13 protein-coding genes and 3 tRNA genes are annotated in these 12,949 nt (G+C 58.9%); 3 read left to right on the top strand and 13 right to left on the bottom strand.

Annotated features, from left to right (window positions below; all coding sequences use genetic code 11):
- Positions 1 to 57: 57 nt before the first annotated feature.
- The 10 genes from rplL to R2E40_RS01465 all read right to left on the bottom strand — a co-directional run bounded on the left by rplL (position 58) and on the right by R2E40_RS01465 (position 5,176).
- Entirely contained in the window at positions 58 to 420 is a 363-nt protein-coding gene (rplL, locus tag R2E40_RS01510) for a 50S ribosomal protein L7/L12 (protein WP_005341840.1), read from the bottom strand.
- A 51-nt stretch (positions 421 to 471) separates the two neighbouring features.
- A complete protein-coding gene (rplJ, locus tag R2E40_RS01505; RefSeq protein WP_016352265.1) occupies positions 472 to 972 on the bottom strand; it encodes a 50S ribosomal protein L10 in 501 nt (166 codons plus the stop codon).
- Between the two features lie 259 nt (positions 973 to 1,231).
- Positions 1,232 to 1,933: a 50S ribosomal protein L1 gene (gene rplA / locus R2E40_RS01500; RefSeq protein WP_016352266.1), complete on the bottom strand. Its 702-nt coding sequence runs from the start codon at positions 1,931 to 1,933 to the stop codon at positions 1,232 to 1,234.
- 4 nt (positions 1,934 to 1,937) lie between these two features.
- Complete coding sequence (gene rplK, locus R2E40_RS01495) at positions 1,938 to 2,366, bottom strand: 50S ribosomal protein L11 (RefSeq protein ID WP_005318556.1); 429 nt, start codon at positions 2,364 to 2,366, stop codon at positions 1,938 to 1,940.
- A gap of 133 nt (positions 2,367 to 2,499) precedes the next feature.
- A complete protein-coding gene (gene nusG, locus R2E40_RS01490; protein ID WP_019840195.1) occupies positions 2,500 to 3,027 on the bottom strand; it encodes a transcription termination/antitermination protein NusG in 528 nt (175 codons plus the stop codon).
- A gap of 33 nt (positions 3,028 to 3,060) precedes the next feature.
- Complete coding sequence (gene secE / locus R2E40_RS01485; protein ID WP_011707705.1) at positions 3,061 to 3,432, bottom strand: preprotein translocase subunit SecE; 372 nt, start codon at positions 3,430 to 3,432, stop codon at positions 3,061 to 3,063.
- A gap of 60 nt (positions 3,433 to 3,492) precedes the next feature.
- A tRNA-Trp gene (locus R2E40_RS01480) sits at positions 3,493 to 3,569 on the bottom strand.
- A gap of 53 nt (positions 3,570 to 3,622) precedes the next feature.
- The gene (tuf, locus tag R2E40_RS01475; RefSeq protein WP_011707694.1) at positions 3,623 to 4,807 is read right to left on the bottom strand and encodes an elongation factor Tu; all 1,185 of its coding nucleotides are present in this window, start codon (positions 4,805 to 4,807) and stop codon (positions 3,623 to 3,625) included.
- A 171-nt stretch (positions 4,808 to 4,978) separates the two neighbouring features.
- A tRNA-Gly gene (locus R2E40_RS01470) sits at positions 4,979 to 5,053 on the bottom strand.
- Positions 5,054 to 5,091: 38 nt separating this feature from the next.
- A tRNA-Tyr gene (locus tag R2E40_RS01465) sits at positions 5,092 to 5,176 on the bottom strand.
- Positions 5,177 to 5,437: 261 nt separating this feature from the next.
- Between R2E40_RS01465 and coaA the strand changes: the two genes are divergently transcribed.
- Complete coding sequence (gene coaA, locus R2E40_RS01460) at positions 5,438 to 6,376, top strand: type I pantothenate kinase (RefSeq protein WP_011707706.1); 939 nt, start codon at positions 5,438 to 5,440, stop codon at positions 6,374 to 6,376.
- A 75-nt stretch (positions 6,377 to 6,451) separates the two neighbouring features.
- Here coaA and birA read toward each other — a convergent pair whose 3' ends face one another.
- Together birA and murB are read right to left on the bottom strand one after the other, a co-directional pair.
- Positions 6,452 to 7,417: a bifunctional biotin--[acetyl-CoA-carboxylase] ligase/biotin operon repressor BirA gene (birA, locus tag R2E40_RS01455; protein WP_043165447.1), complete on the bottom strand. Its 966-nt coding sequence runs from the start codon at positions 7,415 to 7,417 to the stop codon at positions 6,452 to 6,454.
- Positions 7,414 to 8,451 carry a UDP-N-acetylmuramate dehydrogenase gene (gene murB, locus R2E40_RS01450; protein WP_318164594.1) on the bottom strand — a complete coding sequence of 346 codons (1,038 nt, stop codon included), beginning with the start codon at positions 8,449 to 8,451 and terminating at the stop codon, positions 7,414 to 7,416. The genes birA and murB overlap by 4 nt, the downstream gene beginning before the upstream one ends.
- A gap of 127 nt (positions 8,452 to 8,578) precedes the next feature.
- Here murB and R2E40_RS01445 point away from each other — a divergent pair, with 127 nt between their 5' ends.
- Together R2E40_RS01445 and R2E40_RS01440 are read left to right on the top strand one after the other, a co-directional pair.
- Positions 8,579 to 9,232 carry a potassium channel family protein gene (locus R2E40_RS01445; protein ID WP_011707709.1) on the top strand — a complete coding sequence of 218 codons (654 nt, stop codon included), beginning with the start codon at positions 8,579 to 8,581 and terminating at the stop codon, positions 9,230 to 9,232.
- Complete coding sequence (locus tag R2E40_RS01440; protein ID WP_318164593.1) at positions 9,229 to 10,584, top strand: TrkH family potassium uptake protein; 1,356 nt, start codon at positions 9,229 to 9,231, stop codon at positions 10,582 to 10,584. Before R2E40_RS01445 ends, R2E40_RS01440 begins: the two co-directional genes overlap by 4 nt.
- Before the next feature lie 63 nt (positions 10,585 to 10,647).
- On the opposite strand, the gene R2E40_RS01435 is transcribed toward R2E40_RS01440, so the two are convergent.
- Positions 10,648 to 12,648 carry a DNA topoisomerase III gene (locus R2E40_RS01435; protein ID WP_318164592.1) on the bottom strand — a complete coding sequence of 667 codons (2,001 nt, stop codon included), beginning with the start codon at positions 12,646 to 12,648 and terminating at the stop codon, positions 10,648 to 10,650.
- Between the last annotated feature and the right edge of the window lie 301 nt (positions 12,649 to 12,949).

The following is a 12,949-nucleotide window of genomic DNA, read 5'->3' as shown; positions in this document are numbered from 1 at the left end:
GAACAAAAATTCACCAGCCCTAGCCTGTTTTATCAGGCTAATCTACATAAATGCAGATTATTTGATCTCAACAGAAGCACCGGCAGCTTCCAGCTCTTTCTTCAGAGCTTCAGCTTCGTCTTTGGAGACGGCTTCTTTCAGGTTAGCCGGAGCAGCTTCTACCAGGTCTTTGGCTTCTTTCAGGCCCAGACCGGTGGCGCCACGAACGGCTTTGATGACGGCAACTTTGTTGGCACCGGCAGCAGTCAGAACTACGTCGAACTCGGTCTTCTCTTCTACTGCTTCAGCGGCCGGACCGGCAGCAACAGCAACAGCGGCAGAAACACCGAACTTCTCTTCCATAGCTTCGATCAGCTCAACAACTTCCATTACGGACATGGAAGCAACGGCTTCGATAATTTGGTCTTTAGTGATAGACATGACAAAAATTCCTGATGTTGAATAAACTCAAACAGCCTAAATAGGCGAGAATCAAGCAGCAGCTTGCTTCTGATCACGCACAGCAGCGATGGTACGAACCAGCTTGCCAGCAGAGGCTTCCTTCATGGTAGCCATCAACTTCGCAATTGCTTCGTCGTAGGTCGGCAGCGTGGCCAGACGATCAATTTGTGCTGCGGCGATAAACTCACCGTTAAAAGCGCCAGCCTTGATTTCGAACTTTTGGTTCGCTTTGGCAAACTCTTTGAACAGACGAGCGGCAGCGCCCGGGTGTTCGTTAGAGAAAGCAATCAAGGTAGGACCAGACAATACGTCGTTCAGGCAACCGAATTCGGTACCTTCAACTGCGCGACGCAGCAGGGTGTTACGCACAACGCGCATGTACACACCGGCTTCGCGAGCAGATTTACGCAGGCTGGTCATCTTCTCTACAGTCACACCGCGAGAGTCGGCTACAACTGCAGAAAGAGCGCCTTTGGCAGCTTCGTTGACTTCAGCAACAATTGCCTTTTTGTCTTCGAGTCCCAATGCCATTGGCTTAACTCCTGGATTGAATCCGGGTCTAGTTTGACCCAGTACTGACACATCCCCCCTACCTTTACAACAGAGGGGAACGATGCGGTAGCAGGATTCCAGAAGAGAAAGAAATCTTTCTCGCTGGGTTTCCGGCACCGTCTACGCAGGAAGGATTAAGGCCTTGCAGCCACCTGCGGTCTTGGACGGAGGTCGAAACCCCCAACCAATCAAGGCGCAAAATTATAGATTAAATTTTGCGCCTTGTAAAATCCATCAATTAGGCCTGAGCTTCCAGAGAAGCTTGGTCTACGGCAACACCGGCACCCATGGTGGTGGAGATGCTGACTTTCTTGATGAATACACCCTTGGCGGAAGACGGCTTGGCCTTTTTCAGGGCAACCAGCAGAGCTTCCAAGTTTTCTTTCAGCTGAACTTCGTTGAAAGAAACCTTGCCCAGAGTGGTATGAATGATACCGTTCTTGTCGTTACGGTAACGGACCTGACCAGCCTTGGCGTTCTTGACGGCTTCGGCAACGTTAGGAGTTACAGTACCAACTTTCGGGTTCGGCATCAGGCCGCGCGGGCCCAGGATTTGACCCAGCTGACCAACAACGCGCATGGCATCCGGGGATGCGATAACTACGTCGAAGTTCATCTCGCCTTTCTTGACCAGATCGGCCAGCTCGTCCATACCAACCAGTTCAGCACCGGCAGCTTTGGCAGCTTCGGCGTTGGCACCTTGGGTGAATACGGCTACGCGTACTTCACGACCGGTACCGTGCGGCAGTACAGTTGCACCACGTACGTTTTGGTCGGATTTACGAGCATCGATACCCAGGTTAACGGCAACGTCAACGCTTTCAACGAACTTGGCAGTAGCCAGTTCTTTCAGCAGGGCAATGGCTTCGTTGATGGAGTACTCTTTGGTTCCGTCAACTTTTTCGCGAATAACGCGCATACGCTTGGAAAGTTTTGCCATTGTCTTAATCCTCCACTACCAGGCCCATGGAACGAGCGGAGCCGGCGATGCAACGTACTTTTGCATCCAGATCGGCACCGGTCATATCCGGCTCTTTGGTCTTGGCGATTTCTTGCAGCTGAGCCACAGTCACCTTACCAACCTTGTCTTTGTTCGGCTTGGCAGAACCAGACTGGATACCAGCAGCTTTCTTCAGCAGGAAGGCAGCGGGCGGAGTCTTGGTTTCGAAGGTGAAGGAACGGTCGCTGTAAACGGTGATCACGACCGGAGTCGGTGAACCTTTTTCCAGCTTTTCTGTACGGGCGTTGAACGCCTTACAGAATTCCATGATGTTCACACCGTGCTGACCCAGAGCAGGACCAACGGGAGGGCTGGGGTTAGCACTGCCAGCCTTAACTTGCAGCTTGATATAAGCTGTGACTTTCTTAGCCATTACAAAAATACCTCAGAAATGGGTTCTAACGCCTCGGAGACATGCTCCTGCAAACGGCTCCCCAACTAATAAAGGGGCAGCGAATTATAATGACATTCGCTGCCCCTGACAACCGTTAACGAACAGAGTTTAATCAGCCCTTTTCGACCTGACCAAAATCCAGCTCTACCGGTGTAGAACGACCGAAGATCAAAACGGAGACCTTCACGCGGCTCTTTTCGTAGTCCACCTCTTCAACGGTACCGTTGAAGTCGGCGAACGGACCATCGGCAACCCGCACCATTTCGCCCGGTTCAAACAGGGTTTTCGGACGCGGCTTGTCGTGGGCATCTTGCAGACGATTGAGGATGGCATCCGCTTCTTTATCAGAGATAGGAGCAGGACGATCAGAGGTGCCACCAATGAAGCCCATGACGCGCGGTACGTTGCGTACCAGGTGCCATGTGGTCTCATCCATGATCATCTGAACCAGGACGTAGCCCGGGAAAAACTTGCGCTCACTCTTGCGCTTCTGGCCAGCGCGCATCTCGACCACTTCTTCGGTCGGGACCAGCACTTCACCGAACATGTCTTCCATGCCATGCATCTTGATATGTTCACGCAGGGATTTGGCAACACGGCCTTCATAGCCGGAAAACGCCTGCACCACATACCATCTCATACGTTGTTCACGTTGTTCAGTCATGGCTTATCCTTACACACCGGTAATCAGGTTGACCAACCAGACCAAGGCACCGTCCAGAATGAACAGCAACAGCCCCATCACGGCAGTCACCGCCAGCACAATCAGGGTTGTCTGAATGGCTTCCTGGCGGGTCGGCCATACGACCTTGCGGACTTCCAGGCGAGACTCACGGGCAAATGCCAGTGTCGCCTTTCCCTTGGTGGTTTGCAGGGCTACTGCACCGGCAGCAGCAATGACAACGACCACACCCAGGGCGCGGACGGCAGCGACGACATCGTTGAGCAGGTAATTACCCACTACAGCGGCCGCCAGGATAATGAAAACCAGGCCCCAAAGCAGGGTATCCTTGCTTCCGCCCTGGCTCTCAGAACTAACACTCATACAACCCACCTGTATCTGACGTAACCAAAGACACAAAAGCCCCGTACGAGACGAGGTATATGGCAGGGGCGGCAGGACTCGAACCCGCAACCATCGGTTTTGGAGACCGCTGTTCTACCAATTCGAACTACGCCCCTGCATAAGAAAGCCCCTATTATAGGGGCTTTGCTTTATTTATGTAAGCCAAAGATTAAGCGATAACTTTAGCTACAACACCAGCACCTACGGTACGGCCACCTTCACGGATGGCGAAACGCAGGCCGTCGTCCATCGCGATCGGCGCAATCAGGGTAACAACCATCTTGATGTTGTCACCCGGCATTACCATCTCTACGCCTTCCGGCAGTTCGATGGTACCGGTCACGTCGGTAGTACGGAAGTAGAACTGCGGACGGTAGCCTTTGAAGAACGGGGTATGACGACCACCTTCTTCTTTGGACAGCACGTACACTTCAGATTCAAACTTGGTGTGCGGCTTGATGGTGCCCGGCTTGGCCAGTACCTGACCACGCTCTACGTCTTCACGCTTCACGCCACGCAGCAGTGCACCGATGTTCTCGCCTGCACGACCTTCGTCCAGCAGCTTGCGGAACATTTCAACACCGGTACAGGTGGTCTTGGTGGTATCTTTGATACCAACGATTTCCACTTCTTCACCAACTTTGACGATACCGCGCTCTACACGACCGGTAACTACGGTACCACGGCCAGCGATAGAGAATACGTCTTCGATAGGCATCAGGAACGGCAGGTCGATAGCACGCTCCGGCTCCGGAATGTAGGTGTCCAGGTGGCCAGCCAGTTCCAGGATCTTCTCTTCCCACTGAGCTTCGCCTTCCAGCGCTTTCAGTGCGGAACCACGGACTACCGGCAGGTCATCACCCGGGAAGTCGTACTCGGACAGCAGTTCGCGAACTTCCATCTCGACCAGTTCCAGCAGCTCTTCGTCATCTACCATGTCACACTTGTTCATGAACACGATGATGTACGGAACGCCTACCTGACGACCCAGCAGGATGTGCTCACGAGTCTGCGGCATCGGGCCGTCAGTCGCTGCTACTACCAGGATCGCGCCGTCCATCTGGGCAGCACCGGTGATCATGTTTTTAACGTAGTCGGCGTGACCCGGGCAGTCTACGTGCGCGTAGTGACGGGTAGCGGTGTCGTATTCTACGTGGGAGGTGTTGATGGTGATACCACGCTCACGCTCTTCCGGTGCCTTGTCGATCTGGTCGAAGGCGAAAGCCTTACCACCGAAGTGCTTGGCCAGCACGTTGGTGATAGCGGCAGTCAGGGTGGTTTTACCGTGGTCAACGTGGCCGATGGTACCCACGTTAACGTGCGGTTTATTACGCTCAAATTTTTCTTTAGACATGATCGTCCCTCTAAACTAACGCTGAGTACGCGGTGGCAAGCTAACCACAGAACAGTTTATATGATGGATTTGAATCTGGTGGGGAAGAGAGGCTGGTGCTGACAGGCAGGTTCGATTGCCGAACTCACCCTAAGGTGTGGCTCTGCTATCGCCTGAGCCGTATCAGCATCTTGGAGCGGGCAGCGGGAATCGAACCCGCATCATCAGCTTGGAAGGCTGAGGTAATAGCCATTATACGATGCCCGCATTTCTCTAACCCAAAGAACTCAAACCGCAGAGAAATATGGTGGAGGGAGAAGGATTCGAACCTTCGAAGGCAGAGCCGTCAGATTTACAGTCTGATCCCTTTGGCCGCTCGGGAACCCCTCCGCTACATAAATGCCACAACGGTAATTCTGCTTGCACCCGTTGTTTTATCGCTTTTGCCGAGCAAATAGACGACAGACATCTAAGCGTCGCGCATTTTATGGTAAGCATTTTGGGGATGCAACCATTGCGCCTTGCAAAATGTGCATTATTGCCGGGAACCAGGCAAAAAAGGACTCACTCTCCGCTCGAAACCGTCGCTTCTCTTGTCGCTCCCCACCCCTTGGTGTATGGTCGCCCTGCCCAAGAAACAGTGATGACACCATGACGACAGAGCATAACCCCTATCTGCAATTCACCCGCGAACAATGGGCGTTATTGCGCGACTCGGTCCCTTTGACCCTGACCGAGCACGATCTGCAGACCCTGCGCGGGATCAATGAAAAGGTGTCATTGCAGGAGGTGGAAGAGATCTACCTGCCCCTCTCCCGCCTGCTCAACCTCTACGTCAAGGCCAAGCAGCGCCGCAGCCGGGTACTGGAACAGTTTCTCGGTCAGTCCCGCGGCAAGGGTACCTACATCATCAGCATCGCCGGCAGCGTGGCGGGCGGCAAGAGCACCACGGCGCGCATCATGCAGGCGTTGCTGGAACGCTGGCCGGAGCACCCGCGGGTGGAGCTGGTCACCACCGACGGCTTTCTCTATCCCAACAAGGTGCTGGAAGAGCGCGGCCTGATGCGCCGCAAGGGCTTCCCGGAATCCTACGACATCCGTCATCTGGTGGAATTTGTCGCCAACATCCGCGCCGGCCACGAAAAAGTCGAGGCGCCGGTCTACTCCCACCTTATCTACGACATCATCCCTGACGAGAAGAAGGTGGTGGAGCAGCCGGACATCCTGATCCTCGAAGGGCTCAATGTACTGCAGAGCGGCATGGATTATCCGCAGGAGCCTCACCGGGTCTTCGTCTCCGATTTCGTCGACTTCTCCATCTATGTGGATGCCGAGGCCGAGCTGCTGCGCACCTGGTATATCGAGCGCTTCCTCAAGTTCCGCAGCGGCGCCTTCTCGGATCCCGACTCCTACTTCCACCACTACGCCAAGCTGGCGGAGAGTGAAGCGACCAAGATTGCCAACAACATCTGGCAAGATATCAACTATCTGAATTTGAAAGAGAACATCCTGCCGACCAGGGAACGGGCCAACCTGATCCTGACCAAGGGCAACGAGCATGCCATCGAGCAGATCAAGCTGCGCAAGTAGCGGCTACCAACACGAATCACAATGAAGAGGGGGCCCGCAGGCCCCCTCTTCTATTCATGACGATCGCCACCGCCTTCAGTCGCCCCGGCGCAGGGAGATCTCGCCACCCAGGTAGAACTTGATCCCCTCTGCGGTCTCCAGCCGCAGGGCGCCGCGATCATCGATGCCGCGCGCCACGCCGCGGATCTCCTGCTCGCCCATCAGCAGCCGCACCGGCCGGCCGGCGAAGTGGTCGAGCCGGTTCCAGTCCGCCACGAAGCTGGCGAGACCACTCTGTTCGAAGGTGAGCATGGCCTGCTGCAGGTGGTCGAGCACCCGGCCGGCCAGCAGATTGCGATCCACCAGTTCCGGCTGGATGTGGCGCAGTTCGGACCAGGCCTGATCGATCCGCTCCCCCTCCCGGCTCGGCATCGCCAGATTGAGGCCAACCCCGATCACCAGATGACAGCTGGCACCGGCACTGCCGCTCATCTCCACCAGAATGCCCGCCAGTTTGCGGCCCTGATAATAGAGGTCGTTGGGCCATTTCAGCTCCACCCCCGGATAGCCGAGGGATTCCAGCGCCTGCACCACAGCCACGCCGACCGCCAGGCTCAGTCCCATGGCGGCCGCCATGCCCTGCTCGAGCCGCCAGTACATGCTGAGGATCAACTGGCAACCGAAGGGGGAGACCCAGGGCTTGCCGCGGCGGCCACGACCGGCGGTCTGGCACTCGGCCAGGCAGCTCTCGCCGGAGCTCAGCTGATTGACCCGCTCCAGCAGGTACTGGTTGGTGGAGTCGATGACCGGAAAGCAGTGTACCGGCGCCATGGGTGCCAACCCCTGCAGCTGTGCCTCGTCATAGAGCGCCATCGGCACCGCCAGCCGATAACCCTTGCCGGTCAGGCTGAACAAGTCCAGCCCCAGCTCCTTGAGCGCAGCCATGTGCTTGCTGACCGCCGCCCGACTGATGCCGAGCTGCTCACCCAGCTGTTCACCGGAGTGAAACTGGCCGTCGCTGAGCAGGGTGATCAGGGTCTGTCTGATGGGGGTCAGGGTCATGAGAGCACCTCGTCGAGCCAGGTTTCACCGCTGCGCCCCATGAAACGCACCTCGTGTTCCAGCAGCACGCCGAACTTCTGCTCCACGCTGTCGCGTACGTGAGCCGCCAGGGCGATCAGCTCCATGGCGCTGGCACCGCCCAGGTTGACCAGCACCAGGGCCTGCTCCTGATGCACGGCGGCGCGGCCGATGGCAAACCCCTTGAGGCCGCACTGATCGATGAGCCAGCCCGCGGCCAGTTTGGCCTGCCCGTCAGCGGTCGGGTAACAGGGCATGTGCGGATATTGCTGCTTGAGCTGGTCGGCCTGCACCGCCGTCACCACGGGGTTCTTGAAGAAGCTGCCGGCATTGCCGAGCACGGCCGGATCCGGCAGCTTGGCCATGCGGGTGGCGCAGACGGTATCGAAGATTGCCTGCGCCGTGGGCTGCTCACCGAGCGCGGCCAGCGGGCCATAACCCGCCACCGGCTGCCAGGCCTTGGCGAGGCGCAGCCCGACGGCGGTGATGAAGTGGCTGTCCTGACAGGCGTGCTTGAAGATGCTGTCGCGATAGCCGAAGCCGCAGTCGGCCGCCTCGATGCGCTCCAGTTGGCCGCTCTGCCAGTTGAACGCCTCCACATAGGCGCAGACGCTGGCCAGCTCGACCCCGTAGGCACCGATATTCTGCACCGGGGCGGCCCCGACCGTGCCCGGGATCAGCGCCAGGTTCTCGAGCCCGAACCAGCCCTGCTGCAGGCTATGGCACACCAGTTCATGCCAGTTCTCGCCGGCCGCCACGTGCAGCAACCAGTGATCCCCCTCGTCGTGCAGCGTTATCCCCTTGAGCCGGTTGAGCACTACGACACCGGCGAAGTCATCGCAAAACAGCACGTTGCTGCCACCGCCCAGCACCAGCCGCGGCAGGCCGGCCAGCTCGGGGTTGGCCACCAGTTGCGGCAGATCGTCGATCCGTTCCACTTCGGCCAGCCAGCGGCAATGGGCATCGAGGGCGAGGGTGTTGAGCGTCAACAAGGAGGCGTAAGGGGTGAGTTTCATCTGCGTGTCCCGACAATGGCAAGCGGGCAGTCTACCTTATATTGCCGCCGGACGAAAAATCCGCCCCCCTTTTCGGACTCATGCCGCAGGAGTAGAGTATCCGGCTCCGACGCTTGAGGAAGTACTCATGAACAACCAATTTGCCGTCATCGGCCTGGGACTGTTTGGCAGCGCCCTGTGTGAAGAGCTGCAACGGCAGGATGCCGAGGTGCTGGCGATAGACATCGACGAGAGCAAGACCCGTCAGATAGCCACCCTCTGCAACCACGTCATCGTCGCCGATGCCACCGACGAGGCCACGGTGGCCGAGCTGGGGCTGGCCGACTTCGACATCGTCTTCGTTGCCATCGGTGACAACCTCGAGACCAGCATCCTCACCACCCTCGTCCTCAAGGAAGCCGGCGTGAAGAAGGTGTGGGTCAAGGCGCGCGACAAGTTCCACGCCAAGATCCTGCAGAAGGTGGGTGCCGACAAGGTGATCAACCCGGAGTGGGACATGGGCCGCCGGGTCGCCCAGAGCATGCTGGACAACCGGTTGTTCGACTATCTGGAGCTGGGCCACGATATGGTGCTGACCGAGTTCGTCATCGGTTTGCCGCAAAATGGCCGCACCCTCGCCGACCTGCATCTGCTGCAGCAGACCGAACTGCAACTGCTGGCCATCAAGCGCGGCCAGGTGCTGCACAACGTGCTGACCGGCAAGATGGAGCTGCAACTGGGTGACATCCTGATCCTGGCAGGCAACAAGCACGCCATCGACCACTGGCTGGAAACCCTATGACCCGCTGGCGTAGCAACTACGCCTTCGCCCTGCACCGGGACGACGAGTCGCGCTGGAGCGAAGCCAAGCTGATCCTCGGCAGCTTCCTGATCATTCTGCTGGTCGGCACTCTGTTTCTGGTGCAGCCCTCCAGCCATAACGGCGAAGTGAGCTTCATCAACGCCCTGTTCACCGCCACCTCGGCCATCAGCGTGACCGGGCTCGGGGTGGTGGATACCGGCACCGCCTTCACCCTGCAGGGGCAGATCTTTTTGCTGATGCTGATGGAGATTGGCGGCCTCGGTCAGATGACCATGACCCTGCTGCTGATCGCCATGTTCAGCAAGCGGGTCGGTCTGCGCCAGCAGGTGCTGGCCAAGGAGGCGCTGGGCCAGGAGGGGTCGGTCAACATCATCCAGCTGGTGAAGCGGATCGTGCTGTTCGCCTTCATCGCCCAGCTGATCGGCACCGGCCTGATGGCGATACGCTGGGTGCCCGAAATGGGCTGGGAGCGCGGCCTCTACGTCAGCTTCTTCCACGCGGTCTCGGCCTTCAACAACGCCGGCTTCTCGCTGTTCGCCAACAACTTGATGGACTACCGGGATGACCCCATCATCAGCCTGACCATAGCCGCGCTGATCATTCTGGGGGGGATCGGCTTCACCGTCATCGTCGACCTGGTGCGCAACCGCCGCTGGCGCAGGCTCAAGCTGCACAGCAAGCTGATGCTGATCATGACCCCGGGCCTGCTGCTGCTGGGTACCCTGATGTTCTGGCTGCTGGAGCACAACAACCCGGGCACCCTCGGCAAGGCCTCCTTCGGCGGTCAGTGGCTGGCGGCCTTCTTCCAGTCCACCAGCGCCCGTACCGCCGGCTTCAACTCCATCGACATCGGCCAGATGGTGCCCGCCTCCCTGCTGTTCATGATGATGCTGATGTTTGTCGGGGCCGGCGCCACCTCCACCGGGGGCGGTATCAAGGTGACCACCTTCGCGGTGGTGCTGCTGGCGACCAAGGCGTTTCTGACCAAGCGCCCCCATGTCACCGCCTTCGGCCGCACCCTGTCACCCCAGATAGTGACCCGCTCGCTGGCCATCATCATCGTCAGCACCATGGTGCTGATGCTGGCCATGTTCCTGCTGATGCTCACCGAGCAGCAATCCTTCGACAAGATCATGTTCGAGACCATCTCGGCGTTTGCCACCGTGGGGCTCTCCACCGGCATCACCGCCGGTCTGAGTGAACCGGGCAAGCTGATCCTGGTGCTGGTGATGATCTGCGGCCGTCTCGGCCCGCTGACCCTGGCCTTTATGCTGGCCCGCCCGAGCGAGACCCGCATCAAGTATCCGGAAGAAGGGGTTTATACGGGTTAATAACACGCAGTGAAAAGGGCGGCTAATGACCGCTCTTTTCACTTATCACAATCTCATAAGCAATTACTTCGCCATTTTCTCCCATCTTGCTACCAGCTCACGTCCTATTGGCTTGGCTGGAGTTGATGACATTTTTTTATTGTTCTTTTTAGCTGATGCAGAACCACTCTTGCGACGGGTGAAGCGGCGCTTGTCGGCTCCGGGCGCCGCCTTGGGTAGGGCGCTGAAGCTGGCCCCCGAATCCTGTCTGGCGCCGTCGATCAGGCCGTTCAACTGCTCGGTCAGCGGCCCCATGAAGTGCTGATAGCTCGTCTGCCGCTCGGCAATCCGGCCGAGATGCTGTTCCCACAGTGCCGTCATGTCAGGGGTGGTCGCCGTGGCAGGCAGCGCCTGAATGAGAGCCCGCCCGGTCGGGGTCGCCTTGATGCTCTTGCCCTGGCGCACCAGAAAACGGCGCTTGAACAGCAGATCGATGATGCCCGCCCGGGTCGCCTCGGTGCCGAGGCCGTCGGTCTCGCGCAGGGTCTTGCGGATCTCGGGATCCTGCACATAGCGGGCGATGCCGGTCATGGCCGCCAGCAGGGTGGCATCGGTGAACGACTTGGGCGGCTGGGTCATCTTCTCCTGCAGCTCCCCCCGCTCGCACAGCAGTTGCTCACCCTTGCGCAGGGCCGGCAGGGTCCCCGCCTCCTCTTCATCATCTTCCTCCACCCCGAGCAGCGCCTTCCAGCCCGCCTTGAGGATCCGCCGCGCCTTGGCCTGAAACAGGCCGCCGGCGATGCGCAGCAGTACCTTGCTGTCGTTGTACTCGAACGGCGGGTAGAACTGCAGCAGGTACTGACGGGCAATCAGGCCGTAAAGCTTCGCCTCGTCAGCCCCCAGCGTGGCCGGGTTGCCCTGCTTTTCGGTGGGGATGATGGCGTGGTGGGCATCCACCTTGCTGTCGTTCCACGCCTTGCTGCGGATCTTGCCGTCCGCCTCGCTCACCGCCTTGGCCAGCGCCGGCGCCGTGCTGGCGATGGCCTCCCGCACCTGGCCGGCCCGGTTGAAGTGATCGCTCGGCAGATGACGGCTGTCGGATCGCGGGTAGGTAATCAGCTTGTGGCGCTCGTAGAGCCCCTGGCAGACGTCCAGCACCCGCTTGGCGTCCATGCCGAACCGCTTGGCGGCATCGATCTGCAGGCTGGAGAGGTTGTAGGGCAGCGGCGCCGCCTGCTTGCGGGCCTGCTCCTCCACCTCTTCCACCAGTGCGGGTTGGCCCTGGATCCGCTCCACCACCTTGGCGGCCAGCGCCCGGTTGAGCACTCGCCCCTCCTCGTCCTGCCAGGGCAGACAGGCCTCGGAGGGCAACCACTTGGCGCTGAAACGCTCGTTGCCTTCGGTCTGTAGATGGGCCAGCACCTCGAAGAAGGGTTTGGGCACGAAGGCTTCTATCTCGAGATCCCGCCGTACCACCAGCCCCAGCAGCGGCGTCTGTACCCGGCCGACCGACAGCAGCTCGCTGCAACCCCCCTTGCGGCCAAGCAGGGTATAGGCGCGGGTCATGTTGATGCCGTAGAGCCAGTCGGCCCGGCTGCGGGCCAGCGCCGACACCGCCAGCGGCACGAACTCCTTGTTGTCTCTGAGCTTGTCGAGGGCACGCCGCACCGCCGGCGGGTTGAGATCGCTGATGAGACAGCGCAGCACCGGCCTGGTTTTGCCGTAGCCGAGAAAATCGATCACCTCGTCCACCAGCAGCTGCCCCTCCCGGTCCGGGTCACCGGCGTTGACCACGCAGTCGGCCTGCTTGAGCAGCCGCTTGATGACGGTGAGCTGGGTCTTGGTCTTCGGCTTGGCCACCAGCTGCCACTGGGCCGGGACTATGGGCAGCGACTCCATGCGCCACTGCTTGTAGGCGGCGTCATAGGCATCGGGCTCGGCCTGCTCCAGCAAATGGCCGATGCACCAGGTCACCACATCCCCCTGCGCGGTTTCGATAAAACCGTCCCCCTTCTTGTGGGGCTTGGGCAGCACGTCGGCAATGGCACGTCCCAGACTGGGCTTCTCGGCGATGAAGAGTCGCATGGCAAACACCTGAACACTGTATATGCGAACAGTATATAACGGGGCCCGGGCAAAGCCCAAGCCCTCCGCGGGCGCGAGGCGACAGACCCTTGCCGAGGCAGGAGCGACTGAGAGGGGGTGGCAGGCGGGTGCACAACACCGCCAGGGCGTGGATGGCAGGCCCAGGCTGACCATGCTTCAAACGAGGACAAAAAAGACGGTAAAATCGCAGGAAGTTAAATTAAATTCAATTAAATGATAAATTACAAAATAATAACTGCATTTAAAATAACAATACAAAATATAAATCATGATAGAGGTC

Origin of the sequence: Aeromonas sp. CD (genome assembly GCF_033349375.1) — a bacterium.
GTDB classification, from domain to species: Bacteria; Pseudomonadota; Gammaproteobacteria; order Enterobacterales; family Aeromonadaceae; genus Aeromonas; species Aeromonas hydrophila.
Note: the sequence above shows the minus strand (reverse complement) of the source record. Positions and strands in the feature narration are given on the sequence as shown.

Bases quoted from the DNA above. Each gene is read 5' to 3' on its own strand.
- rplL (WP_005341840.1), bottom strand. From the start codon at position 420: ATGTCTATCACTAAAGACCAAATTATCGAAGCCGTTGCTTCCATGTCC.
- rplJ (WP_016352265.1), bottom strand. From the start codon at position 972: ATGGCATTGGGACTCGAAGACAAAAAGGCAATTGTTGCTGAAGTCAAC.
- rplA (WP_016352266.1), bottom strand. From the start codon at position 1,933: ATGGCAAAACTTTCCAAGCGTATGCGCGTTATTCGCGAAAAAGTTGAC.
- rplK (WP_005318556.1), bottom strand. From the start codon at position 2,366: ATGGCTAAGAAAGTCACAGCTTATATCAAGCTGCAAGTTAAGGCTGGC.
- nusG (WP_019840195.1), bottom strand. From the start codon at position 3,027: ATGAGATGGTATGTGGTGCAGGCGTTTTCCGGCTATGAAGGCCGTGTT.
- secE (WP_011707705.1), bottom strand. From the start codon at position 3,432: ATGAGTGTTAGTTCTGAGAGCCAGGGCGGAAGCAAGGATACCCTGCTT.
- tuf (WP_011707694.1), bottom strand. From the start codon at position 4,807: ATGTCTAAAGAAAAATTTGAGCGTAATAAACCGCACGTTAACGTGGGT.
- coaA (WP_011707706.1), top strand. From the start codon at position 5,438: ATGACGACAGAGCATAACCCCTATCTGCAATTCACCCGCGAACAATGG.
- birA (WP_043165447.1), bottom strand. From the start codon at position 7,417: ATGACCCTGACCCCCATCAGACAGACCCTGATCACCCTGCTCAGCGAC.
- murB (WP_318164594.1), bottom strand. From the start codon at position 8,451: ATGAAACTCACCCCTTACGCCTCCTTGTTGACGCTCAACACCCTCGCC.
- R2E40_RS01445 (WP_011707709.1), top strand. From the start codon at position 8,579: ATGAACAACCAATTTGCCGTCATCGGCCTGGGACTGTTTGGCAGCGCC.
- R2E40_RS01440 (WP_318164593.1), top strand. From the start codon at position 9,229: ATGACCCGCTGGCGTAGCAACTACGCCTTCGCCCTGCACCGGGACGAC.
- R2E40_RS01435 (WP_318164592.1), bottom strand. From the start codon at position 12,648: ATGCGACTCTTCATCGCCGAGAAGCCCAGTCTGGGACGTGCCATTGCC.